28 protein-coding genes are annotated in these 23397 nt (G+C 61.7%); 12 read left to right on the top strand and 16 right to left on the bottom strand.

Going from position 1 to position 23397, the window contains the following annotated elements; all coding sequences use genetic code 11:
* Positions 1-17: 17 nt before the first annotated feature.
* The 5 genes from soxB to soxX all read right to left on the bottom strand — a co-directional run bounded on the left by soxB (position 18) and on the right by soxX (position 3977).
* Entirely contained in the window at positions 18-1715 is a 1698-nt protein-coding gene (gene soxB / locus KJP28_RS09470) for a thiosulfohydrolase SoxB (RefSeq protein ID WP_218392307.1), read from the bottom strand.
* Positions 1716-1817: 102 nt separating this feature from the next.
* Positions 1818-2669: a sulfur oxidation c-type cytochrome SoxA gene (gene soxA, locus KJP28_RS09465; RefSeq protein WP_218392306.1), complete on the bottom strand. Its 852-nt coding sequence runs from the start codon at positions 2667-2669 to the stop codon at positions 1818-1820.
* Between the two features lie 24 nt (positions 2670-2693).
* On the bottom strand, positions 2694-3023 hold the full coding sequence (gene soxZ / locus KJP28_RS09460) for a thiosulfate oxidation carrier complex protein SoxZ (RefSeq protein WP_218392305.1): 330 nt from the start codon (positions 3021-3023) through the stop codon (positions 2694-2696).
* A 22-nt stretch (positions 3024-3045) separates the two neighbouring features.
* On the bottom strand, positions 3046-3462 hold the full coding sequence (gene soxY, locus KJP28_RS09455) for a thiosulfate oxidation carrier protein SoxY (protein WP_218392304.1): 417 nt from the start codon (positions 3460-3462) through the stop codon (positions 3046-3048).
* Positions 3463-3497: 35 nt separating this feature from the next.
* On the bottom strand, positions 3498-3977 hold the full coding sequence (soxX, locus tag KJP28_RS09450; RefSeq protein ID WP_218392303.1) for a sulfur oxidation c-type cytochrome SoxX: 480 nt from the start codon (positions 3975-3977) through the stop codon (positions 3498-3500).
* Between the two features lie 354 nt (positions 3978-4331).
* Between soxX and KJP28_RS19935 the strand changes: the two genes are divergently transcribed.
* Entirely contained in the window at positions 4332-4949 is a 618-nt protein-coding gene (locus KJP28_RS19935; RefSeq protein WP_255552287.1) for a VPLPA-CTERM sorting domain-containing protein, read from the top strand.
* A 93-nt stretch (positions 4950-5042) separates the two neighbouring features.
* Here the strand turns inward: KJP28_RS19935 and KJP28_RS09440 are convergent, their stop codons facing one another.
* Positions 5043-5846 carry a methyltransferase domain-containing protein gene (locus tag KJP28_RS09440; protein WP_218392302.1) on the bottom strand — a complete coding sequence of 268 codons (804 nt, stop codon included), beginning with the start codon at positions 5844-5846 and terminating at the stop codon, positions 5043-5045.
* A 91-nt stretch (positions 5847-5937) separates the two neighbouring features.
* Here KJP28_RS09440 and KJP28_RS20085 point away from each other — a divergent pair, with 91 nt between their 5' ends.
* Positions 5938-6639: a winged helix-turn-helix transcriptional regulator gene (locus KJP28_RS20085; protein WP_218392301.1), complete on the top strand. Its 702-nt coding sequence runs from the start codon at positions 5938-5940 to the stop codon at positions 6637-6639.
* A 1-nt stretch (position 6640) separates the two neighbouring features.
* On the opposite strand, the gene KJP28_RS09430 is transcribed toward KJP28_RS20085, so the two are convergent.
* Both KJP28_RS09430 and KJP28_RS09425 read right to left on the bottom strand, forming a co-directional pair.
* Positions 6641-7237, bottom strand: a complete 597-nt coding sequence (locus KJP28_RS09430) for a thioredoxin family protein (RefSeq protein WP_218392300.1) — start codon at positions 7235-7237, stop codon at positions 6641-6643.
* 14 nt (positions 7238-7251) lie between these two features.
* Entirely contained in the window at positions 7252-7992 is a 741-nt protein-coding gene (locus KJP28_RS09425) for a cytochrome c biogenesis CcdA family protein (RefSeq protein ID WP_218392299.1), read from the bottom strand.
* Between the two features lie 83 nt (positions 7993-8075).
* Between KJP28_RS09425 and KJP28_RS09420 the strand changes: the two genes are divergently transcribed.
* From KJP28_RS09420 to KJP28_RS09405, 4 genes are all read left to right on the top strand, one after another.
* Positions 8076-8465, top strand: a complete 390-nt coding sequence (locus KJP28_RS09420) for a thioredoxin family protein (protein WP_218392298.1) — start codon at positions 8076-8078, stop codon at positions 8463-8465.
* An 83-nt stretch (positions 8466-8548) separates the two neighbouring features.
* Positions 8549-8908: an ArsR/SmtB family transcription factor gene (locus tag KJP28_RS09415; protein ID WP_218392297.1), complete on the top strand. Its 360-nt coding sequence runs from the start codon at positions 8549-8551 to the stop codon at positions 8906-8908.
* Positions 8909-9048: 140 nt separating this feature from the next.
* Positions 9049-10110 (top strand): YeeE/YedE family protein, encoded by a 1062-nt coding sequence (locus tag KJP28_RS09410; protein ID WP_218392296.1) that lies wholly within the window; start codon positions 9049-9051, stop codon positions 10108-10110.
* A gap of 63 nt (positions 10111-10173) precedes the next feature.
* Positions 10174-10677, top strand: a complete 504-nt coding sequence (locus KJP28_RS09405) for a flavin reductase family protein (RefSeq protein ID WP_218392295.1) — start codon at positions 10174-10176, stop codon at positions 10675-10677.
* A gap of 20 nt (positions 10678-10697) precedes the next feature.
* Here the strand turns inward: KJP28_RS09405 and KJP28_RS09400 are convergent, their stop codons facing one another.
* From KJP28_RS09400 to KJP28_RS09370, 7 genes are all read right to left on the bottom strand, one after another.
* A complete protein-coding gene (locus tag KJP28_RS09400; RefSeq protein ID WP_218392294.1) occupies positions 10698-11693 on the bottom strand; it encodes a fatty acid desaturase in 996 nt (331 codons plus the stop codon).
* 123 nt (positions 11694-11816) lie between these two features.
* Positions 11817-12662 carry an ATP-binding protein gene (locus tag KJP28_RS09395; RefSeq protein ID WP_218392293.1) on the bottom strand — a complete coding sequence of 282 codons (846 nt, stop codon included), beginning with the start codon at positions 12660-12662 and terminating at the stop codon, positions 11817-11819.
* The gene (gene tatC / locus KJP28_RS09390; protein ID WP_218392292.1) at positions 12662-13627 is read right to left on the bottom strand and encodes a twin-arginine translocase subunit TatC; all 966 of its coding nucleotides are present in this window, start codon (positions 13625-13627) and stop codon (positions 12662-12664) included. The genes KJP28_RS09395 and tatC overlap by 1 nt, the downstream gene beginning before the upstream one ends.
* Positions 13624-14400 (bottom strand): Sec-independent protein translocase protein TatB, encoded by a 777-nt coding sequence (gene tatB / locus KJP28_RS09385; protein WP_218392291.1) that lies wholly within the window; start codon positions 14398-14400, stop codon positions 13624-13626. Before tatB ends, tatC begins: the two co-directional genes overlap by 4 nt.
* A gap of 31 nt (positions 14401-14431) precedes the next feature.
* Positions 14432-14647 carry a twin-arginine translocase TatA/TatE family subunit gene (locus tag KJP28_RS09380; protein ID WP_218392290.1) on the bottom strand — a complete coding sequence of 72 codons (216 nt, stop codon included), beginning with the start codon at positions 14645-14647 and terminating at the stop codon, positions 14432-14434.
* Positions 14648-14771: 124 nt separating this feature from the next.
* Positions 14772-15863, bottom strand: coding sequence for an ABC transporter ATP-binding protein (locus KJP28_RS09375; RefSeq protein WP_336245325.1), 1092 nt, complete (start codon positions 15861-15863; stop codon positions 14772-14774).
* Positions 15864-15957: 94 nt separating this feature from the next.
* Complete coding sequence (locus KJP28_RS09370; RefSeq protein WP_218392289.1) at positions 15958-16737, bottom strand: SDR family oxidoreductase; 780 nt, start codon at positions 16735-16737, stop codon at positions 15958-15960.
* 253 nt (positions 16738-16990) lie between these two features.
* On the opposite strand from KJP28_RS09370, the gene KJP28_RS09365 reads away from it, so the two are divergent.
* Positions 16991-18013: a Hint domain-containing protein gene (locus KJP28_RS09365; protein ID WP_218392288.1), complete on the top strand. Its 1023-nt coding sequence runs from the start codon at positions 16991-16993 to the stop codon at positions 18011-18013.
* Between the two features lie 15 nt (positions 18014-18028).
* Here KJP28_RS09365 and KJP28_RS09360 read toward each other — a convergent pair whose 3' ends face one another.
* On the bottom strand, positions 18029-18292 hold the full coding sequence (locus tag KJP28_RS09360; protein ID WP_218392287.1) for a DUF7218 family protein: 264 nt from the start codon (positions 18290-18292) through the stop codon (positions 18029-18031).
* Between the two features lie 85 nt (positions 18293-18377).
* On the opposite strand from KJP28_RS09360, the gene KJP28_RS09355 reads away from it, so the two are divergent.
* The 5 genes from KJP28_RS09355 (at position 18378) to KJP28_RS09335 (ending at position 23327) form a co-directional block, all read left to right on the top strand.
* Positions 18378-19991: a peptide chain release factor 3 gene (locus KJP28_RS09355; RefSeq protein WP_218392286.1), complete on the top strand. Its 1614-nt coding sequence runs from the start codon at positions 18378-18380 to the stop codon at positions 19989-19991.
* Between the two features lie 137 nt (positions 19992-20128).
* Positions 20129-21463 carry a LicD family protein gene (locus KJP28_RS09350; RefSeq protein ID WP_218392285.1) on the top strand — a complete coding sequence of 445 codons (1335 nt, stop codon included), beginning with the start codon at positions 20129-20131 and terminating at the stop codon, positions 21461-21463.
* Positions 21460-21879, top strand: coding sequence for an adenylyltransferase/cytidyltransferase family protein (locus KJP28_RS09345; RefSeq protein WP_218392284.1), 420 nt, complete (start codon positions 21460-21462; stop codon positions 21877-21879). Before KJP28_RS09350 ends, KJP28_RS09345 begins: the two co-directional genes overlap by 4 nt.
* Before the next feature lie 369 nt (positions 21880-22248).
* Positions 22249-22851 carry a hypothetical protein gene (locus KJP28_RS09340; RefSeq protein ID WP_218392283.1) on the top strand — a complete coding sequence of 201 codons (603 nt, stop codon included), beginning with the start codon at positions 22249-22251 and terminating at the stop codon, positions 22849-22851.
* Complete coding sequence (locus KJP28_RS09335; protein WP_218392282.1) at positions 22848-23327, top strand: DUF6869 domain-containing protein; 480 nt, start codon at positions 22848-22850, stop codon at positions 23325-23327. The genes KJP28_RS09340 and KJP28_RS09335 overlap by 4 nt, the downstream gene beginning before the upstream one ends.
* Positions 23328-23397: the final 70 nt, after the last annotated feature.

Below are 23397 nucleotides of genomic sequence, written 5' to 3'. Positions count from 1 at the left end.
CCTGCTTAGTTCGTCCATCAGCCCTGCACCACTTCGACCGAAGTATTCGGGTCGAGCGTGACCGTGCCGAGTTTCTTGATGTGGCTCTCCACCACGTCCCAGATCTGCGGGCCTTCGGTTCCCTCGTTGACGCTGGCCCAGCCCGCGACGTTGTATGTCTTGGCGGGATCGATGGCCTCTCCGGTCTTGAGCAGCGTCATCTCGGTGATCCGGTCGCCCTGCGGCTTGGTGACGTCGATGCGGTAGCCCATGCCACCGATGCGCACCATGTCGCCGCCCTGCTGGTAATAGGGGTCGGGGTTGAACAGGTTGTCCGCCACGTCCTCGAGGATCGTGTGAATGAACTCCCCCGTCATCTCCGTGCGATAAGCCTTGCCATAGGTCATCGAGGTCACGTTCCAGATATCCTCGCGGGTGATGTCGTCGCCGGGCAGAAGGCTCGGCCCCCAGCGCACGCCGGGCGACATCGCGATGTCGGCCTCGCGCTCGGAAATCAGCGCGTCGCAGATCAGATCGTCCCACGTCCCGTTGAAATTGCCGCGGCGGTAGAGCTCTTCGTCGGTCGTGCCGATCACCTCCGACATGGCGTCCTCATGCGGCGCCCGCTGTTCGTCGATCAACGCGCTCACTTCGGCGTCCGGCTCGATCACGTCCGAGAAGATCGGGATCAGCTTGTGCCGGAAGCCCATCATGCGTCCGTCGCGCACGTCGAGATCGACACGGCTCACGAACTTGCCGTTAGACCCCGACGCGATGATGATCGTCTCTCCGATCAACACCGGCTCGGGCAGCGCGTCATGGGTGTGCCCCGACAGGATCACGTCGATGCCGGTCACGCGCGAGGCCATCTTCTTGTCCACGTCGAAGCCGTTATGGCTGAGACAGACGACCAGCTCGGCCCCCTGCCCGCGCACCTCGTCCACCATCTCCTGCATCCGCTCGTCACGGATCCCGAAGGAGTATTCGGGGAACATCCACCCCGGGTTGGCAATCGGCATGTAGGGGAAGGCCTGGCCGATCACGGCAATCTTCACTCCGCCCCGCTCGAAGAACTTGTAGCTCTCGAATGTCTCGGCGGGTTCATCCCATTCGGCGTCGAAGATGTTCTGACCGAGCGCGGCGAAAGGCAGCCCCTCGACCAATTCGCGCACACGGTCCGATCCGAGCGTGAATTCCCAGTGGAACGTCATGGCATCGGGCTTCAACGCGTTCATGACGTTGACCATGTCCTGCCCCTCGGTGTGGTAGCAGGTGTAAGAGCCATGCCAGGTGTCGCCACCGTCAAGCAGCAACGCATCCGGGCGCGCCGCGCGGATCGAATTGATGACAGTGGCCACACGGTCCAGCCCGCCGACCTTGCCGTATTCCTTCGCTAGAGACGAAAAATCGTTGTAGGTCAAAGCGTAAGCAGAGGGCGAGCCATCCGCGATTCCGTAGCGCGCCTTGAACTCGGCCCCGGTGACATGCGGCACCTCGCCCTTGTTGTCGCCTACACCGAGATTGATCTCCGGCTCGCGGAAATAGATCGGCTTCAACTGCGCGTGGATGTCGGTCACGTGGATCAGCGACACGTTTCCGAACGTGTCGAACTCCAGAAGCTGGTCCTGTGTCAGCGTCTGCTGCGCGGCCAGTTTCGCCCAATTGCCGAAGCCCGAGGCTCCGACCATGGCGCTCGCGGCCATGCCGACCTGCAAGAAATCGCGGCGAGAGATCATGCGTCGCTCCGTTTTTGTCATTCTCCGCCATCCATTCGGAAAACGGAATGTGTTTGGTGAAAGAAAACCCCGCCCGGATCGCGCCGGGCGGGGTCGATCAGATCAGTTGCGGACAGACGGGCCTTCGACCGACAATCCGTTGCCACGCGACGCGACATACATTTCCAGCGCCACGAACTCCGGGCTGCCAGCACTGAACGTCTCGGCGCGGGTATCCCGCACGCAGCCCTTGAAGCGGCTGTGAATGCCGTTGAGCTTCGTGTTCTTCAGACGATAGGTCGGGAAGCCGTTCACCTGCCCCTGGCTGAGGTGGTCAGCGCGGATCAAGTTGTCGTAATTGTCTTCGTGACAATTGGCGCAGGATAGGTCGAGTTGACCCGTGCGGGTGTAGTAAAGCTCTTTGCCCATTTCCCAAGTCTCGGCACCTGGGCCGTCGATGGCGACGTTGACCGGCATACCGCGCGAGACGGAAGACAGGAGCGCCTCCATCGACACGGCTTCGGTCGCGTCGTATTTCCACGGCTCGGCCCCCATGCGGTTTTCGCGGCAATCGTTCATCTGCATTTGCAGCGTCCGAACTTCTCCGGCGGATTCGACGTATTTCGGGTAGACCGGCTTGACGCCCGCCATATCCTCGGCCGCACCGTGGCAGTCCATGCAAGACTTGCCTTCGGATCCTTCCGCCGTTTCCCAAGCCACCATAGCGTCTTCGACGGCAAGCATGCCCGGGTTGTCGAAATCGTCCATTTCCATCGCCTGCGTCGCAGGGTCACGGAAAGTCCAGCCAGAACGGATTGTCGAGAGCGCCCCGTCGAGATGCGCCGGCGCATCGGTTTCGACCACGATCGGGGTTTCCCCGTTCAGCTCGAAGCCGATCACGTCTTCGGCCTGGGCCGTGCCCGCGCTTGCGGCGAGGGCGACGGCGGCAATGCCTTGAAGCAGTTTCGTTTTCATTGATTTCCTCCCTGACCGCTTCGCTTAGGCAATTTCGATCGGCTTCGCGTCCTCGTAGACCGAGCCGTCGTCGTCGTACCACGTGAACTTGAACTCGCCGGCTTCGTCGACTTTCGCCTCGAATTCGAGATACGGGTTGGTCGAGATCGCCGGTTCCAGCGTCACGTCGACGACCATGTTGCCGTTCAGCTCGCAGGTGAAACGGTTGATGATCGAGCGCGGGATCGTGTTGCCGTCGCTGTCTTTGCGCTGACCCGATTCCATCGGGTGGCTGATGAGCGTCTTGATGGTGACCACCTCACCCGCAGATGCGGATTTCGGAGCCTTGACGCGGGGTTTGACACCAGTTGCCATTGTTTTTTCTCCTCTATCTCGCTTAGCCGCCGCAGCCGCCGATGGTGACCTTCACGGTCTTGGCGGTCTGAATGAACGACCCGTCCGCCATCTGCGCGACAGCGACCACGTCCTGCGTTCCGGCAAGCCGGATGCGGGTCGAGGCTGACTGGCTGCCAGAAGCAGGGCCGAAGTTGAATGTCGCCACGCCGGGCGTCGGGTTGCCTGCGGCGAAAACCGCGATTGCAGCCGCGCCGGGGGCGGAAACGCTGATCGGAACGGTGTTGCCGTTCTCTGCGATTTCCGGTGCGTCGAGCGTCAGATCGCCCGAGCCCGCCTCGGCACCGCCGGTGAATGTCGCAATCGCCTCGTCAGCGGCAGCGAAAGCGCGCATCGGCAACATGGCGACGGCGGTGGCGCCGAGACCCATTGCGAGCGCATCGCGTCGATTGAGTTTCATGTGTCTCTCCTGATTTGTCTGGATTGCGGCCCGGGTCACTCTTTCAGAGTGAGCAGGTAGGCCACGACATCTTCGATTTCCTGGGCCGTGAGCAGCGGCGTCACCGGCTCGCCTTCGGGCCAAGCCTTGCCAGTAAAGGCGTCGCCGAGCCGGGTGAATCCGTCGACCTTGTAGAAGGCCGGCATCACGGTGCCCTCGAACGCCATTTTCGCGTTCGACACGATCCCGCGCAGTTCCGCCTCGGTCCAGCGGTCCCCTGCCCCGTCGAGGATCGGTCCGACTTCGCCGTGGAACGGCACGTCCGAATACGCCTCGGCGGCGTGGCAGGACACGCAGTTGCCCATGGATTTGTTGGTGACGATTTCGCGGCCCTTCTCGGGGTCTCCCGGCGTTTCCGTCAAGGACGCGGTCACTTCATAGCCGTCGAATTCCACTTCACCGGGGGCGATCTCCGCCGCCTGAGCCGCGCCTGCGGTCAGCGACACCGCGGCCAGCGCAAGTATCGTACGCTTCATGATTCCTCCCATCACGTTTTGTGAATACGAACGTATACGCGGTGCGACACTTTGCCAATCACAAATTCTACTATTTGAATTTTTAGGTTGGTGGTGAAGGAAAAATCGTATTCCAAACAATGCACTGGGTCATTCTTCGTCGTTACGTGCCGCCTCCCGCACCCGCTGGCGGCTGATTCTCACCCGTGCTTTCGCGCAGGTTCGGAAACAGATTGTTTCCATCAAAAATTCAATGGTTATCAAAAAGAACAATGGAAAAAGACTTAATGATGTTTAAGATATCACTTGCGAGGAGTTCGGCCGGAAAAGCCGGTCGGGGGGCCTCGTATGTTTGCAAACATTGGGGGTAATTTGATGAAACCTTTCAAAACGTTGCTGGCAGCGGCTCTGCTGACGGGGGTTGCGGGTTCCGCGTCCGCCGCCATGTGGGACTTCACCGGCGATGCGCTCGATTCGTCTGACCAGATGGAACAGGGCGGTGTTACCATGACCGCAACTGCGGGCCTTTACAGCGACTGTGTATGGTTCTCCTGCAGTTCCGACGAGGACTACATCATCGACTCAGATTCGCCTTTGCGTTGGGTCGCTGATACGTCCATCGGCCTTGGCGTGAGCGGTGTGCTCGACGGCCCGTATATCGATGGTTCCGCGGGCGACGACCTGCTGACCCTGTCGTTCAGCTCGGTCATGAAGTTCAAGTCCGTGACCTTCGCAAGCTGGGGTAGCTCTGACAGCTTCGACCTGTTCGTCGATGGTGTTCTGGTTGCACCGGAAGAGCGTTCGGGCCCGAACCCGACCTTCACCTTTGCGGGTCTGACCGGGTCTTCGATCAGCTTCGGCGCTGACGCCTGGGACGACAGCTTCAAGGTGGCGTCGATGGATATCGCCGCAGTGCCGCTTCCGGCCGCTGGTTTCCTGCTTCTTGCAGGTCTCGGCGGACTTGCAGCTCTGCGTCGCAAGCAGCAAGCCTGATCCAAAAGGCGTAAAACATGCACCGGCCGGGTTCGCCCCGGCCGGTGTTTTTTTATGGGGAAGCGTCTCGTCCGACCCAGCCCACCTCCCCCGTCAACGCCCCGGCCATGTGACCAGATGTGCGGGCGCCGCAAATCGCACCACGCCGCCGTCCCCCACGAAATCTGCGCATGCGCCTTCAGCCGCCGCGACGAGCGCCTCGAACCCCGCATCGTCGATCAAGTCCGACAGCGTCCAGCCGCGCACATCCATCCGAACCCATTCCCGGATCGACGAAAATCGCGCCTCTCCCGCGACCGTCTCAACCCGCGCGTCGCCAAGCCTGCCATCGGCCAGAACTCTACGCAGCGCGTCGCGGTCGCCCAACACGAAAGGCGCACGAAGCGCATCCGCGGCCTCGGCCCCGAACATGTCGCCGATCAACCCGATCATGCGCGCGTAGCCGGGAGACGCCTCCGCTCTGTCCCAAACGGAAAGGCCAAGCCGCCCGCCGGGTCGCAACACGCGGCGCATCTCGCGCAAGGCCGCGGCCCGGTCATCGAAGAACATCAGCCCGAATTGGCAGAGCACCCGGTCAAAGCATGCATCCTCGAACGGCAGATCCTCGGCCATCCCTTCGACCCAATCGACATCCGGCGTCCGCGCCGCCGCCACCGCGAGCATCCCGTCGTTTCGGTCCAAACCCGTGACATGACCGCGTGCCCCGACCTGCGCCAGCGCCTCCCGTGCCGTCGCCCCCGTTCCGCAAGCCACGTCGAGCACCTTCTCGCCGGATGACACGCCCGCCGCGTCACACAGCTGTCCTGCCCACGCCCCGAACAGCGCCGGCACGAAAAACGCATCGTAGATTTCCGCAGCCGATCCGCTGACCTGCCCTGCTTTCGCGTCCCGTCCCATCTCTAGCCCTCCATTGTGCCTTCCTGCGCGAACAATGACTCGAGGCGCGATTTCGGATATAGTTCTAGATCTGTAGCGAGAGGGCCGAGAGGTGAAATCCTACGGACAATTCTGCCCCGTTGCGAAGGCCGCCGAGCTCTTCTGCGAGCGCTGGAACGCGCTCATCATTCGCGACCTCGCGCACGGCCCGCGCCGGTTTTCCGAATTGCAACGCGGCGTTCCCCTGTTGTCGCCCTCGCTCCTGTCCGCGCGCCTGAAATGGCTGATCGACGAAGACATCGTGACGCGCCCCGACCCGGCGGACCGCAATTCGGGATACATGCTGACCGACGCGGGCCGCGAATTCGTCCCGCTCGTCGAAGCCCTTGGCGTCTGGGGCCAGCGCTGGACCCGGCGCGCCCTCAAGGACCACGAAATCGACCTCGGCCTTCTTGTCTGGAGCCTTGAAAGTGCGACCGATCCCAATGCGTTCGGTGGCGCGCGATGCCTGATCAAGCTCGAGCTCACCGACCAAATCGCGTCAAAACGCGACTGGTGGTTCTTGAACCAGAAAGGCCGTTGCGAACTCTGCGTCGAAGATCCGGGCGGCGAGGTGAACCTCTATCTCGCCTGCACGCTGCCCGATGCGATCTACGTCGTGCGTGGCGACCTGACACCTGGCACGGCGATCGAGACCGGGCGGCTCGAGGTCATCGGTGATGCCTGGGCGCGTGAGGCCTTCACCAACTGGCTCAATCTCGGCCCCCTTACACGGGTCGGTTCACGACGCCCGGAAACCGGGGCCATGCGCTGACTTAATCCGTCGTCCCCGGATCTGCGGCCTGTTCCTCGTTGAACTTCCGCGCATGGTATTTCTGGAAATTCTCGTCGCCTTTGTAGCCTTCTTCCAGAACCCATGTGAGCAGGTTCTTGGTCGTGTGGAACCCGAACGCGCCCGGCATCATCGCTACGTCCTGCGCTGCATCGCGCGCGGTTTCCCCGTCTTCGATCTCGTCGGCATGTGGGAAGAACATCATGGTCGGCGTGAACATCACACCCCATTTGAGCGCCATGTCTTTCTCGGACATCGCCTCGCCATCGAAATCCGTGACTTCGACATCGCCAAAGAGGTTCATCTGCACGACGTAGTAGTTTTCTTCGATCAGCGCCTTGATCTCGTCGCGCGGGAAGACCTCCTTGTACATCTTGTCACAGTAGATGCAGCCGCGCTGCTCCCAGATGACAAGAAGCCTCCGGCCCTCGTCTTCGGCCTCTGCCAGATCCTCGGACATGTCCTTGAACGTGTCACGCAGCCAGTCTGGCTTGTGGAGACCGTCATCGCCAAGCGGTATTTCGGCCAGCGCAGGCAGGCCGAAGACGAGCGCGGTGATGAGGATTGTCAGAAAACGCATGTTGAACTCCTTTTTCACCCCAGGTTCGAAAACACGGGGAAGGTCTCGATAAGCCAGTTTGAAATCGCGTTGACCGAGCCAGTGGCGATCAGCACAGCGAACAGGATGAGCATGACCCCCATGACCTTTTCCACGTAAGGCATGTATCTGCGGTTGCGCGCCATGAAGCCAAGGAACGGCTTGGCAAAAACCGCGGCGATCACGAAGGGCGCGGTCATCCCGAGACCGAAGGTGATAAGCAGGCTCCCGCCCTGCCAGAGCGTGTCCTTCATCGCCGCAACCATCAGGATCGTTGCGAGGACAGGGCCGACGCAGGCGGTCCAGCCGAACCCGAATGCCAGCCCCATGACATAGGCGCCAAGCACCGTCGAAGGGTCCATCTTCGATTCCATCCGCGCCTCGCGCATCAGGAATGGGATGCGGATGACATGCAGGAAATGGAGCCCGAAGATGAAGATCACCGCTGCCGCGATATAGGACAGTTCCTGCTTCCATTGGGCAAACGCCTGCCCCGCCGCGGTGGCTCCCAGCCCAAGAAGCCCGAAAATCGTCGTGACACCCAGCGCAAAGAACAGCGCCGAGACGACCAGCCGTCGCTGCGCCCCTGGCGCGATCTCGTCCTCGCCGCGCAGTTCGGTCATCGAAATACCGGCCATGTAGCTCAGGTAGAATGGCACCATCGGCAGGATACAGGGCGTGAAGAACGCCACGACACCAGCCGAAACCGCCCCCCAATAGGAAATTTCACCGAACATACATCCTCCCGGCATCCCGTTTCTTGCACGGAACGCATAAACGCATTATGTTTTTTGCAAGCGTTCGGTCAATTGGAAAAAAGATGCGTCTCGCCCCTGCCCTCGCTGCGGCTCTATTGTGGGTCGCCACACTCCCCGCCTTCGCGGTGGAGCTGGTCATGGTCGAGCAACCCGGTTGCGCCTATTGCCGCCAATGGGACCGAGAAGTATCTGTAGAATATCCCAAAACCGCTGAAGGGCGCGCTGCGCCTCTGGTGCGGGTGCAATTGCGCGAGGTCGAGGACAGCGGCTACGATCTGGCTCGTCCGGTGAATTACACACCGACGTTCGTGCTGGTTGAGGACGGGATCGAACTGGCACGGATAGAAGGTTATCCGGGCGAGGATTTCTTCTGGGGTCTTCTGGGCATGATGCTCAAGGCGCAAACCGGGTTCGATCCGGTCGCGGCGTCAACGTCACAGAACGAAGGGTAATTTACCCTTCAAGTATCGAAGAATTTGCATGGAACCGGCCATGCCACTAAATGTATTGAAACGAAACTGAACTGGATCTGCGGATGAACATCCCTGTCATTACCGAAGACATGACCGACGAGGAAATGGACAAGATGGTTGAATCCGCCTGCGACGCTTCGGCGTTTCTGAAGGCGATCAGCCATGAAGGTCGACTCATGATCCTGTGCCACCTGGTCACTGGCGAGAAATCCGTGACCGAGCTGGAAGAACTCCTGTCCGCGCGACAGGCCGCTGTTTCCCAACAGCTCGCCCGACTTCGGTTGGAGGGTCTGGTCACACCCCGCCGCGACGGAAAGGCAATTTACTATTCGTTGGCCGACGACCGCCCCAAACGCGTGCTCGAAGTGATCTACGACATGTTCTGTTCGGTCGGGGACGGCACGACGAAAGCTGCCGAATAAGCACTTCCTAACGTATCGACACATTCGCAGTCGCGAATTGCACTTGATTTTCACTCCCCGAATACGCTGAACTGGTCCCCGCAACGGGGATCGTCCGCGCCCTGTGCATGGGAGGAGTCAGCGGTCGGGAGGACAAAGTCATGCTCGACGTTCTGGGCGACCACAATGCTGCGGCCCTTGTAGGGCTTGTGGGTGGTATCATGCTGGGCCTCGCGGCGCGGCTTGGCCGATTTTGCACGCTGGGCGCGATCGAGGACCTGCTCTACGCCGGGTCTTCCGTGCGCATGCGGATGTGGGGCATCGCCATCGGCACGGCTATCGCTGGCGCCTTCACGCTCATGCAGTTCGGCCTTTTGAACGCGCCCGACACGATCTACCTGCAATCGGCATGGGTGCCTTGGGCGTCGGTCTCGGGCGGGCTGATCTTCGGCTACGGCATGGCGCTCGCCGGCAATTGCGGCTTCGGCGCGCTGGCCCGGCTGGGCGGCGGCGATCTTCGGTCGTTCGTGATCGTGCTCGTCATGGGCCTCGCCGCCTATGTCGCGATCTCGGGGCCATTGGCGCGCGCCCGGATCACGGCCTTTCCCGAACGTGCCCTGGATGCGGGCGAAACGCTCCCCACCCTGCCGCACCTGATCGAATCCCTCACCGGAGTGTCCGCACCCCTCCTGGGCATCGCTGTAGGCGTCGTCCTGATCGCCGCCATGCTGACCAGCGCCGAGATGCGCGCGGCGCGCAAGGAAATCTTCTGGGCCGCCATCGCGGGCCTCGCCGTCGTGGTCGGCTGGGCCGGAACGCAATGGGTGCTCGACAATGGCTTCACACCGATCGCGGTCGAAAGCCACACCTATTCCGCGCCCCTTGGCGACACGATCCTCTACCTGATGACGGCTTCGGGGAATACGCTCAACTTCGGCGTCGGCTCGGTCGCGGGCGTGCTCGCCGGTGCCTTCATCGGCTCGGCGCTCAAAGGGCATTTCCGATGGGAAGCCTGCGAAGACCCGCGCGAACTGAAACGCCAGATCGGCGGCGCGGTGCTCATGGGCTTCGGTGGCGTCATCGCCTTCGGCTGCTCGATCGGCCAGGGGCTGACCGCGTTTTCGCTGATCTATTACGGCGCACCCGTCACCTTCCTTGCCATCATGGCCGGGGCCGCGCTCGGCCTGCGTCACCTCATTTCGGGCTTCGCTCCGGCGGAATGATCGGTCCACCCTTTCGCTCACCTCGTATTGCGTTTACCCCTCGGTGAAACGCGCGAGAGAGATATGACCGACAGCTTCATCCCCGCCCCCGACACGGCCCGCGAAATGCGTGACGCGCTCGGCCTGTTCGCGACCGGCGTGACTGTTGTGACGTGCCAGACTCCGCGCGGGCCGCTCGGGATCACCGTGAACAGCTTTACTTCGGTCTCTATGGACCCGCCGCTGATCCTGTGGTGCCCCGCCAAGAAGTCCCGACGCCACGACGCGCTCGCGTCGGCCCACAGGTTCGCGCTTCACGTTATGGGCGAGGAACAAGATGACGTGACGAGGGCGTTCGCCCGCACAGGCGAAGCTTTCGACACATGCGATTGGGACGTGTCGGAACACGACGTCCCCCTGATCGAAGGCTGCCCGGCGCGTTTCGAATGTCACATCCGCGATCGCATCGACGCGGGCGATCACACGGTCATCATCGGCCACGTCGACCGGGTGACGACATCGCCAGCCATTCCGCGGGTCTTTCTCGCCGGCAATTGGGGCCAATTCCTACACGCCGACGACAACTGACGGCATCTCGGACGATCAATTCACTCTGCCGGTGTCGCCTGTGCCGCAACCTGCCGTTCCTTCGGGAACGGAACCAATTGCCCGGTCTCCTCGTCCCAGAGCTTCAGCGTGAAGGCATGAAGCGCCTCGCGGAACGAAATCAGGCGAAGAGGAAACTCGTCTTCCAGTTCCCGATGGGCCTGCCGCAGCTTGTAGCAGGGGATCGACGCATTCAGATGGTGAATGTCGTGCTTTGTGATGTTGGCCACGGCTTCATCGAACCACCAGCCGAAGTTCAGGCAGGATGCACCCTGAAGCGCCGCCTGATCGAAGGACAGGTCCGGGCGACGGTCCCAGTAGGTGTCTTCGAAATTGTGCTGAAGGTAGACGAGGAAAACGCCCAGCATCCCGGCCACGAATATCGAAAGCCATATCGTGAGCACCCCGGTCCAACCGGCGAGCGCAAAGACGATGCCCCACCAGACGAGCAGCGAGACATTGTGCATAAGCACCGAGATCGGCGCGACTTTCATTGTGTTCTTCGGGAACCGCCAGACGATGAAATACGTGTAGAACGCCCCCAGCGGGATCAGCACGAAGGGGTTTCGATACAGTCTGTAGTGAAGCCGTTTCCAGAACCCGGCCTCGTTCCACTCAGCGAGCGTCATGGTGTTAATCTCGCCCGCTTCGCGGTGTTCGAGATTGCCGATCTGCCGATGATGCTCATCGTGGTTGTATTGCATCGTGTAGAATTCGGCGAGCGTGAAGGGCGACACCGCATGGCCCGCGAGGATGTTGTGGCTCTTTTTCTTGAAAAAGCTCAGGTGGCCGAAATCGTGTTCCAGCACGTAGAGACGGCCCGCCGAGACGGCGAGCACCACGACCAGTGGCACATACGCGATCCAGAGTTCCATCCGCGCGGCCTGCACGGCAGCCCAGAGGCTCAGGAAATAGACGGCGAAATTGCCGATGAGACTGACCAATGCGAGCGCATTGTCCTTGTCGTTGAAGCGGCGGGATGCGGACCGAACGCTCATATTGACCCCCAATATCGTTGGGCCGCTGGCATTCCGGCTGCGGCCTCGGCTGTCGTTAACGACATTACGTAACAAGTTAGAGTCAGGTGCAAAATTTGCAAGATGGCGGAAAACCGCAGGGTGTCATCTGTGCAGGTTCACGCCCATCCGCCCCGCGAGGTCGAGGAAGAATTGCCATGCCACGCGGCCCGAACGTCCGCCGCGCGTCGCCTGCCACTCGATCGCCTGGGCGCGCAGGTCGTCATCCGAGATGGTTACGCCATGTGCGTCGCAATAGCCTCGGATCATGGCGAGGTATTCGTCCTGCGAACACGGATGGAACCCGAGCCAGAGCCCGAAACGGTCGGACAGCGACACCTTTTCCTCGGTCGCCTCCGACGGGCTGATGGCGGTGGAGCGCTCGTTCTCGATCATGTCACGCGGCATGAGGTGGCGACGGTTCGAGGTCGCATAGAGTACCACGTTGTCGGGACGGCCTTCGATACCTCCATCCAGCACCGCCTTGAGGCTCTTGTAGTGCTGGTCGTCATGGGAAAACGACAGGTCGTCGCAGAACAGAAGGAACCGCGCGTCACTCCCCCGCAGACGATCCAGCAAACGTCCGACGCTTGGCAGGTCCTCGCGGTGAAGCTCGACGATCTTGAGCGGTGCGCCTTCTGCGTTCACAGCCGCGTGGACGGCTTTGACGAGCGAGGATTTCCCCATACCGCGCGCGCCCCAAAGAAGCGCGTTATTCGCGGGCAGCCCCTTCGCGAATTGGCGGGTGTTTTGCAGGAGCGTATCGCGGGCGCGCTCGATCCCGACGAGGAGCGAGATGTCGACGCGCGACACGCGCTCCACCGGGACAAGCCGATCCGGGTCCACCTGCCAGACGAACGCTTCCGCCGCGTCGAAATCCGGGCTGGGCGCGGGTGCAGGCGAAAGCCGTTCCAGCGCTTCGGCGATCCGTGTCAGAGCGTCGTCGGACATCAGTCCTTGTTCACCGCGCCGGGATCTTCGTCATCCTCCGGCTCGTCATCGCCAAGGTCTTCTTCGTCCTCGTCGAATTCGGCCATCATCGGATCTTCGGCTTCGTCTTCGTCGTCGTCTTCGAACCAAAGCCCTTCGGCCCGCAGACGCTCCTCGCGCTGTTTCTCGACGCGGGCGACGAGGAAGATCGAGATTTCATAGAGACCATAGACGACCGTGAAGAGGATGATCTGCGTCGTCACATCCGGCGGTGTCACCAATGCGGCGACGGTCAGGATGCCGACGACGGCGTATTTCCGGGTCGAGCGCAGGCCGTTGGCCGAGGCCAGACCCGCCTTGCCCATCAGGGTGAGCAGCACCGGAAGCTGGAAACAGAGACCGAAGGCCACGATCATCTTGAGCGTGATGTCGAGGCTTTCGTTCACCTTACCCTGAAAGACGATGTCGATACCTTTGCCGGTCGCGTCCGTGGGCTCTTCGCCCGAGAGATAAGCGGCGACCACGGACGGAAGGTCAGCGAAACCGAGAAAGAAATTCATCGCCAGCGGCACGACCACGTATTGCGCGAAAGCCGCGCCTGCGATGAACAGAAGCGGCGAGGCGATGATGAAGGGGAGAAAGGCGTCTTTCTCGTTCTTGTAGAGCCCCGGCGCCACAAAGCGCCACATCTGGAACGCGATAACAGGGAAGGCGAGCATCAGGCCGCCAACCATGGAAATGCGGATCAGGGTAAAGAAATATTCCTGCGGCGCGGTGAACTGCATCACCGGGTTCGGGTTGCCGAGGTTCCGCATCGTGTTCTCGATCGGCACCAACAGGAAGTCGAGCACCTGCCCGCCGACGGTGAACACGAGGATCATGGCGACAAGGAACGCGATCACCGAATAGATCAGACGCGTGCGCAGCTCGGCCAGATGTTCGATCAGCGGCGCGGCGCTATCCTCGATCTCGTCGGTGTTGCTCATTCAGAGGCAGCCTTCTTGGCGGGAGCTTTCCGGGTCGCCGGTTTTTTCGCGGTGGTGGTCTTTGTTGCCGTGGCCTTCTTCGCGGCCGGCTTGGAGGCCGCGGGCTTGGACCCGGTCGACTTGGACGACGTCGATTTCGCGGCAGTGGACTTCGCGGCGGGCTTTTTGGCGGACGTCGATTTCGAGCCGGACGCTGTTGTCGTCTTTTTCGCGGCGGTGGATTTGGCGGCCGGTTTCTTGGCGGTGGCGTCTTTTGCCGCAGTTTCAGCCTTGGCGGCTTTGGGAGACGGCTCCTTCGGTTTCGGCTTTGGCCGCTCAGGCGGCTTGCCTTTCACCGCTTTTTTTGGCGTATCCGCCGCTTGGGCCGCTTCGCGTTCCTTGGCAAGGCGCGCTTCGCCGGTCTTTTTCGCGGCTTCGCGTATTTTTGCAGCATCCGCTTCGCGTTCAGGGTCCGCGACCTTCGGCGCGTCTTCCTTGGCCTTGCCGGAGCGCTTGTTAGGGTCCCATTTCTCGAAACTGTCAGCAGCTTCGGAGAGCTTGTCCATGCCGTATTTTCGCGGATTCGACACGCCCTTGAGGCCTTCGGCCACGTCTTTCACGCCCGATTGGTCCGCCGCGTCGTTCATGGCACGGGTGAATTCCCGGCCCAGCGACCGAGCCTTGGCCGTGAAGCGTCCAAGGGTCCGGAACAGGCCCGGCAAGTCCTTCGGCCCCACCACGATCAGCGCGACGATGCCGATCAGCAAGAGCTCGGTCATACCGATGTCGAACATGAACGATCTTTCTCAGACGGTGTGGCGGCGTTTACGCCTTGTCCTTCTCGCCTTCCGGCGTGACGTCCTTGGCATTCTCGGCGTTCTGTTCTTCGATCTCGCTCTTGCCGTCCTCGATGCCCTTCTTGAACGAGGTGATGCCTTTACCCACTTCACCCATCAGCGACGAGATCTTGCCACGCCCGAAGAGCACGAGCACCACGACGGCGATCAGGATAAGGCCGGGAAGGCCGATGTTGTTCAGCATTGGAGTTCTCCCTCATGGACGGGGGCGCCCCGTCCCGCAATTTCGTCCCCGGTATTTATTGGTTCTCGGGCAAAGATCAAACCCCCAAAGGGATCACATCAGCAATAAAATGCATGTGTGAGCGCTATTCGGCGGCCTTCCGGGGCGCCGGAAAGACGAAACAGCGGTCTCGCCGGAGGGCCACCCAGAGCACCCGGTCGGTCTTGGGAAGAAACACACCGGGCACCGAAGCCTTTAGCGGTGTTCCGTCGTCCAGCTCGAATTCTACGATGCTTTCATTGCCGACGAACCGCGCCCGGACGACACGCGCACGTGCCCAGGTGCCGTGCTCCTCGGTTGGAGCCGGGCCATGGCCGTCGCGGTCAAAATCAATGGAAAGGTGCTGAGGGCGGATCACGATCTCGACGTCCGCCCCGTCCGGATGGCCCGGAGCGAGGAATTGCCCGAACGCCGTTCGGGTGAGCGCGCCTTCCACCCTGCCCCGGATCACGTTGATATCGGAGAAGAACGCCGCCGCCTCACGATCCATCGGGGCGTTGTAGATATTATATGGCGCGCCCGCCTGAACGATCCGCCCCTGTCGCATCAGCAGGATCTCGTCGCCCATGCGCATGGCTTCTTCCGGCTCATGGGTCACAAGAACGACGGCGGTGCCTTCTTCCTTCAGAAGCTCGAGCGTCTCGTCGCGGATGCCGTCGCGCAGACGATTGTCGAGGCCGGAAAACGGCTCGTCCATCAGCATGATTCGCGGGTTCGGGGCGAGCGCGCGGGCGAGCGCCACGCGCTGCTGCTCACCGCCCGAAAGCTCGTGCGGGAAGCTGTCGAGGTAGCGGGCCAGCCCGACACGGCCGAGCAGGTCACGCACACGCAGGCGTTTCTCGGTGCGGGTGCCTTTCAGGCCGAAGGCCACGTTGTCGGCAACGGACAGGTGCGGAAACAGCGCAAAATCCTGGAACATGAGGCCGGTTCCGCGGCTCTCAGGCGGCACCATCACGTCGGGTCCTGCAATCGGCTTGCCGTCCATCAGGATGACGCCGGTATCGGGACGATCGACACCGGCGATGATCCGAAGCGTCGTGGACTTGCCGCAGCCGGACGGACCGAGAAGACAGGTCACCTGCCCCGGCTCGACCGTGAAGGAGACGTCATTCACCACCGGGCGTCCGCCGAACGCCCGTGTAATGGATCGCACTTCCAGCCGTGGTGCTTCGGTCACTCGATGCCCTTCCCGATACCCGATGAAAACAATCGGGCTTGCGGCGGCAGATAGCAAGCGCCCTGCCCCCGCACAAGTGCGCGGGTCGTCGCGCTTACATCGTGACGTTCACCTCGCCGCCGTCGGCGAGAAGGTTCTGCCCGGTGATAAAGGCGGCCTGCCGCGAGCACAGAAAGGCGCAGGCGGCGCCGAATTCTTCGGCAGTGCCGTCGCGTCCCATGATCGAGTTCGCGCGGCGTTTCTCGCGCGCCTCGTCGAAAGTTATCCCCTGCTGCTTCGCGGCGTTGGTGTCGAGCCCGACGACACGGTCGGTGTCGTGCATCCCAGGCAGCAGGTTGTTCATGGTCACACCCGAGCGGGCGATCTGGCGCGACGTGCCCGCGACATAGCCTGTCAGCCCAGCGCGGGCCGAGTTGGACAGGCCGAGCGCCGGGATCGGCGCTTTCACCGCACGGGAGGTGATGTTGACGACGCGGCCCCAGCCGCGCTCCATCATCCCCGGCACCAGCGCCTTGATGAGCGCGATGGGCGCGAGCATGTTCGCGTCCAGCGCCTTGATGAAATCCTCGCGGTCCCAGTCGGTCCAGACGCCCGGCGGCGGCCCACCCGCGTTGTTCACGAGGATATCGACGTCGCCCGCCGCGTCGAGGATCTTGGCGCGCCCCTCCTCGGTGGTCACATCGGCGGCCACGGCCACCACATCGACGCCGTATTGGTCGCGGATCTCCTGCGCCGTCTTTTCAAGCTCATCCGCCGAGCGGCTGTTGATCACGAGCGAAACGCCCTCTTCCGCCAAAGCCTCGGCGCAGCCGCGCCCCAGGCCTTTGGAACTTGCGCACACGAGCGCGCGCTTGCCCTTGATACCGAAATCCATACCGGGTCCTCCAGTCCGTTCGATCTCTTCGCTAGCACTGCCCGAACGATTCGCCCATACGAGGGTCGTGGAACCAATATCGGGGCGAGCGTCGCGCTGTGCGCGCACCGTGCACAATGAAGCGATTTATCCATAAGAAACCCAGCGGAAACCAAAGCGAGATTGACCCTGTCTTGGGCCGCGCGGTAGATTGTTTTTCGCAGTTCAGGTCACGTGCGGGGGCGCGTCGGATCGGACGGCAAGGGAAGCTGCCATGAAAGACATCGATACGCGCGCATATCTGCCGACCCGGCATCTCGTGATCTATCCGGCCGATGGCTTTCGCGTAACACACGGCGTGAATGAGGGCGACGCGATCACAGACGCGGCCGAACTCGTACATGACGACGTTTATGAACTGGCGAAAGGTGCGGCGCCTACCCGGCTCGCCGTCGCGATGGAAAAGGCCGACGCGCTCACGATTGCGTCCGACACCGGAATAGGACGCCCCGGTGCACCGCTCTTCATCGACAGCGTCGTGACCTTCATGGCGCCGACACGCACTATGCTCGAAGCCCTCCTCCTCGTCGAGGTCGAACCCGAGGGCGGCACGATTTCCAACGTGTATCTCCACCCGCTCGGACAGATCGAGACCGGAGTGAAATACAGTCTCGTCACCATAGACCGCGACGGCGGTGCGAAACGGCTCGCAGAAAGCGCCTCCGTCGCCTTCACGCGCGGGACGCATATCACGATGGGTGATGGCCGGCAGGTACCGGTCGAGAACCTTACCCCGGGCGACCGCGTGCTGACGCGGGATTCCGGGGTGCAGGAGGTGCGTTGGGTCGGAATCCAAACCATGCGCGCCGAAGGCGCTTTCGCACCGATCGTGATAGAAGCCGGTGCCTTGAACAATATCAATGCTCTCACGGTAAGCCCGAACCACAGACTGTTCATCTATCAACGCGTCGACGCCATGATGACCGGGCAGCGCGAACTCCTGGTGAAGGCCGGGCTCCTCGTCAATGGCAAGACCGTCACCCAACGCCCCGGCGGATTCGTCGATTATGTCCAAGTGCTCTTCGACAAGCACGAGATCATCTACGCCGAAGGCATCGCGGCCGAGAGCCATTTCGTGGATCACACCACCCGTCCGGGCCTTCCAGCCGAAATCGCCGCCAAACTCCGCCCGGAACGGCCGTCGGACTACCCGCTGGGCGCATTGGAACTGCGGGAGGGCGACCTTAAGCGTCGTCCGGACCTGGTCGAAATGCTGAAGCGTGTCTCTGCGACCTGAACCCGAGCGCGCCAGTCAATGGCGCCGCAACGCGGAAATAAGGTCATCTTTGTTCATGGCAGACCGGCCCTCGATGCCAATCTCCTTGGCGCGCGCATAGAGCTCATCCTTGGTCCATTCTTCATACGGGCTTGCCTTTCCGCCTTTCTTCGACGGATGCATGTTCTTGTTTGCTTTGGCATTCGCGATACGCGCCGCCTTTTCCTTGGAGGCGCCGTCGTCGCGCAACGCCTGATAGACTTCATCATCCTTGATGGACGGTCCGTGATCCTTGGTCATCGCTTGTCTCCTTTGAGGCGATAACGCCCCTTCCAGCCGCGCCGTTCCGCTTGCCCCGCCCCGCGCCCGCGAATATATCGCCCCCATGCTGGACGCCGCGAAACCCAACCGACCCGAATTGCCTGCCGAGATTGCTCGGCGGCGCACCTTCGCCATCATCTCGCACCCGGATGCGGGCAAGACGACGCTGACCGAGAAGTTCCTGCTCTACGGTGGCGCGATCCAGATGGCCGGACAGGTGCGCGCGAAAGGCGAGGCACGGCGCACGCGCTCGGACTTCATGAAGATGGAACAGGACCGGGGCATCTCGGTTTCGGCCTCGGCCATGTCCTTCGACTTCGGCACCTATCGCTTCAACCTCGTGGACACGCCCGGCCACTCGGACTTTTCCGAGGACACCTACCGCACACTGACCGCCGTGGACGCCGCGGTCATGGTGATCGACGGCGCGAAAGGCGTGGAGAGCCAGACTCAGAAGCTTTTCGAAGTCTGCCGGATGCGCGACCTGCCGATCCTGACCTTCTGTAACAAAATGGACCGGGAAAGCCGCGACACGTTCGAGATCATCGACGAGATACAGGAAATGCTGGCGATTCACGTCACGCCCGCAAGCTGGCCTATCGGCGTGGGCCGCGATTTCCTCGGCTGCTTCGACATGCTGAACAACCGGCTGGAACTGATGGACCGCGCCGACCGCAACAAGGTGGCCGAAAGCATAAAGATGGACGGGCTCGACGACCCCAAGCTTGACGATCACGTGCCCGCGCACCTCTTGGAGCAACTGCGCGAAGAGGTCGAAATGGCGCGCGAGCTTTTGCCTGCGCTCGACGCGGATGAGGTCATGGCGGGGCAGATGACGCCCATCTGGTTCGGCTCCGCGATCAACTCGTTCGGGGTGAAGGAACTGATGGACGGGATTGCCAACTACGGCCCCGAGCCGCAACCGCAGTCAGCCGAGCCACGACAGATTTCCCCTGACGAAACAAAGGTTTCAGGCTTTGTCTTCAAGGTTCAGGCGAACATGGACGCCAAGCACCGCGACCGCGTGGCCTTCGTGCGCATGGCCTCAGGGCATTTCAAACGCGGCATGAAGCTGACCCATGTGCGCTCGAAAAAACCGATGGCGATTTCCAACCCGGTCATGTTCCTCGCCTCCGACCGCGAACTGGCCGAAGAGGCCTGGGCGGGCGACATCATCGGCATCCCGAACCACGGCCAGCTTCGCATCGGGGACACGCTCACCGAGGGTGAAGCGCTGCGCGTGACCGGCATCCCCTCCTTCGCGCCCGAATTGCTTCAAGGCGTGCGCGCGGGCGATCCGATGAAGGCGAAACATCTGGAAAAGGCGCTGATGCAATTCGCCGAAGAAGGCGCGGCCAAGGTGTTCAAGCCGAACATCGGCTCGGGGTTCATCGTCGGTGTCGTCGGACAGCTTCAGTTCGAAGTGCTGGCGAGCCGGATCGAGATGGAATACGGCCTGCCCGTGCGCTTCGAGGCCTCGCAGTTCACCTCGGCCCGCTGGGTGACGGGGCCGAAGGCGCAACTCGACAAGCTCGTCGAGGCGAACAAGCAGCATATTGGCTACGACAACGACGGAGACCCGGTGTTCCTGACACGGCTGCAATGGGACATCGACCGGGTGGTGCGTGACTACCCGGAGTTGACCCTGTCGGCGACCAAGGAACTGCACGGGGACTGACGTTGCTCACAGGCGCGCGGTCGAACCGACCCGACCTTGACCGGCCCAAACCATTGTGACAGTTCCATGACACCTTTGCCGGGTCTGCACCACGCGGGCCTGGTCCTATGCTTGCAACGGGTTGGGGCGCAGATTTCATGTTTCAGGCCCAGATCTTCGCCCGGACACTGTTCTCGGGCAAACCCGATACGGTCACGCGCATTCGGTCCGGCCATCGCAATATCTTTGCGTTTCTTCAGGACCGCCCCAAGTTGCGCGTGTTTCTTGCCACCCGTGTCACACACGACGCCGGTGTCCGCCCGATATTCACCTGGACGGGCGACCCACAGCCGCGCATATCGTTCGCCGGCTATGGAACTTCACGTCTTCCATTCCCTCTGCCGTTTATTCGGACCCGGCGGACGACGACCACCTACCGGTTCTGGCTTTTCGCATCGACAAGCGCATCCGCGCGGCATTTCGAGGTCAAAGACCCCCGTGCGCCCAACGCCAGAGTGCCGGCGCAGCGTTTGATCCTTCGCAGCTTCAAACCGCGCACGAAACGGCCGGACATGGGCCGCCTACACGCTGAAATCACTGGGAAATCCAAAGATGCTCTCGCCTCCAAAGGCGAATTCGAACGCTTCCTGCACCGCCTCCTGCTGGCCGAAAGCACGTGCCAGGACGTGATACTTGCCTTGGAAAGCCGTATCTACCTGTTCGCCGTGACCAACCGAAACTTCGACGATGTCAAACGCCTTGTCGGGAAACTCGAAGCGGAATGTGAAAAGGCGGGAAAACCAGAGCGGTTCACGGCTTTCATGACGGATCTGAACGCGCAGATGTCTCCGCGCGGGATCGGCGCACATGGCTACACCGTGCAGATGGCTGGTCGGGACCAGAAGGAGGTGCTGAACGGGTTGTCGCCTCTGATCGACGCGATCGAGAAACAAGGCTACCCCGTCATGATCAATTCCGGAACGCTGCTGGGATTCCATCGGGACGGCGCGATGATACCGCATGATGACGACGTGGACCTGGCCATTCACTATGGCGAAGGCAATCCGCAAGACATCGCCACCCGTCAGCAGGCGCTTTTTGAAACGCTTTCCTCCACATTCGACCTGCAGTGGAAATCAGACTACGCCTTTTTCGGCTTCCGCGCCCCGAACGGCCCCATGAGCGACTTCTTCCCCGCGTGGACGCAGGGTGGGAAATTCTTCGTGTATCCCTATTCGTACGGTGACATTGGTGCAGCCGACGCACTGCCGTTCGAGCACCATTCATGGCTGGGCACCCGCATCAGAACACCCAAAGACATCGACGCGGTTCTCACGGTCAACTATGGCACAGGTTGGCGCAGACCGGACCCGTTGTGGAAATTCGACTGGCCAAGGGCCGACAAACGCTTCGCGTCTTTCTTGCGGTCTGCGAAAGACTTGCATGCCCGCGCATACGAAGACGCCGCCATCTCGGGACGTGACGGCCAATGAACAGGCGCGGAACGCTCATCACCTATGGCACCTTCGACATGTTTCACATCGGTCATGTGAACCTCCTTCGCCGTATGTCCGACATCGCCGACCATGTCGTCGTGGGCGTGTCGACGGACGAGTTCAATGCCGAAAAGGGAAAGAAGACCATCATCCCATACGAAGACCGGATCGAAATCCTTCGGGCCTGCCGATATGTCGATGGGGCCTTTGCCGAAACATGCTGGGAACAGAAACCAGATGATATCCGACGCGAAGGTGCGGATGTCTTCGCCATGGGCGACGACTGGGCCGGCAAGTTCGACGATCTACGCGCGTTTTGCGACGTGCTCTACCTGCCTCGCACGCCCGGCGTGTCCACGACAATGCTGAAACGCATCCGCGAAGACGGTGACAACCTGCCCGGAGATCTTTGAATCCAAGAAAAAGAGGCCGGCTTTCGCGAGCCCAGCGAACCGTGAAGAGATCAACCGAGCACGCCGCGCCACTCCCCGTTACTCTTGAGGCACTTACAGCGACGTCAAGGGTCCGCCCTCTTTGGTGACGCCGGTAAAAGGCTTGGTCACCGCGACGGACGAGGCAGGCGCGAAGGTTCATTTCCTTGCCTGTATGACCATGTTACGAAGGAAGCTAGGCCATCAGCGCAGGACGCGCTCACACGGGCACTTGAAATCGACCCCGATTTCGAAAACGCTGTGCCGGCGCGTCAGCAGCTCTACAATCTGGAGTGACGATCCGACAGCAGGCCACGCCCTTGCGCCCGTCCCGCGCGTTCAGGAGATGACATGCCTCTTCAGAACCGCGTGATACCGACAGGAGAGATCGTCGCGGACAAAGAACGCGGCGCCTGGACCGGGAACAGGGGCATCCTGCCCTTCGACGCAGATGGCCGCCTTGGCCTCGCGCGCTGGACGCACAAAGCGTGGATCATCTGTTCGCTCACCCATCCTCGTGGCAGGTATCACGGGCCAAGACCGTCGCGCGGTTGGACCCCCCTGTTCTTTCTCGACGAAGCGGTGGCGCTTGCCGCTGGCCACCGGCCCTGCGCCTATTGTCGCCGTGACTCCTATGCCGCATTCAAAGCGGCATCGGGCAATATCAGGCACGACGAGATCGACCGACGGCTTCACGCCGCCCGGTGCACGCGCCGACGCGAAAAGGTTACCGTCCGAGCCGAGGCCGGGACCCTGCCGGACGGCGCCTTCATCCACTGGCAGGATGAACCATGGCTCGTGCGCGGTCGACGGATCTTCCGGTTCACGACAGCAGGTTACGACGAGAACCAACCGAGGCCCCAAGGTATTGTCACAGTACTGACGCCTGCCCCGACAATCGACGCCCTCGTTACAGGCTACCGTCCCGAAATCCACGAAAGCGCATTTTCATGACCCAATGCATTCCCCGCCCACTCGTCGCTCAGGCGCTTTCTGTTGACGAGGCGAGCCTTCCGGATGGCGACCTCCCGCTTTCGCGGCTTGCCACCCGATTGCTGATGTTCCTCAGGGATACAGTCGAGGACGAGGAGGCGGTCGAAGGTCACCCCGAACTCTGGACCGCACTTCTTGCCACGCGGATCGCCGAACGCAACCCGTCCATGTCTCTCTCCCTGCAATGCAGGCTGATGGCAGAGGCGCAAGACGCCGAGGATCTGGCGGTGATCGCGGAAGGGCCGCTGACCGAGCTTTTCGCGCTTCAGGGCACGACGCTTTTGACCGAGATCGAGGAACTTGCGCGCACCGCTCCTCGGTTCGCACAGGCAATAACCCTGCTTCCCGCAGAGGCTGGCGGTGCGCTCTTCCGCGCCCGCCTGAGCGCACTTGCCAAGCCGCTGGATGAGCTCGCGCCTCCCGACGGGCTTACTTAGATGTCTCGTTTTCTTCCGCGCCGCCCAATCCGGTCAGCGGACTCAAAATGAGACGCCGGGGGATCGGCAA

The sequence above is a fragment of the Maritimibacter dapengensis genome (assembly GCF_019218265.1).
GTDB lineage: Bacteria > Pseudomonadota > Alphaproteobacteria > Rhodobacterales > Rhodobacteraceae > Maritimibacter > Maritimibacter dapengensis.
The sequence above is the reverse complement of the archived record's forward strand: the minus strand, read 5'-3'. Positions and strand labels throughout refer to the sequence as shown.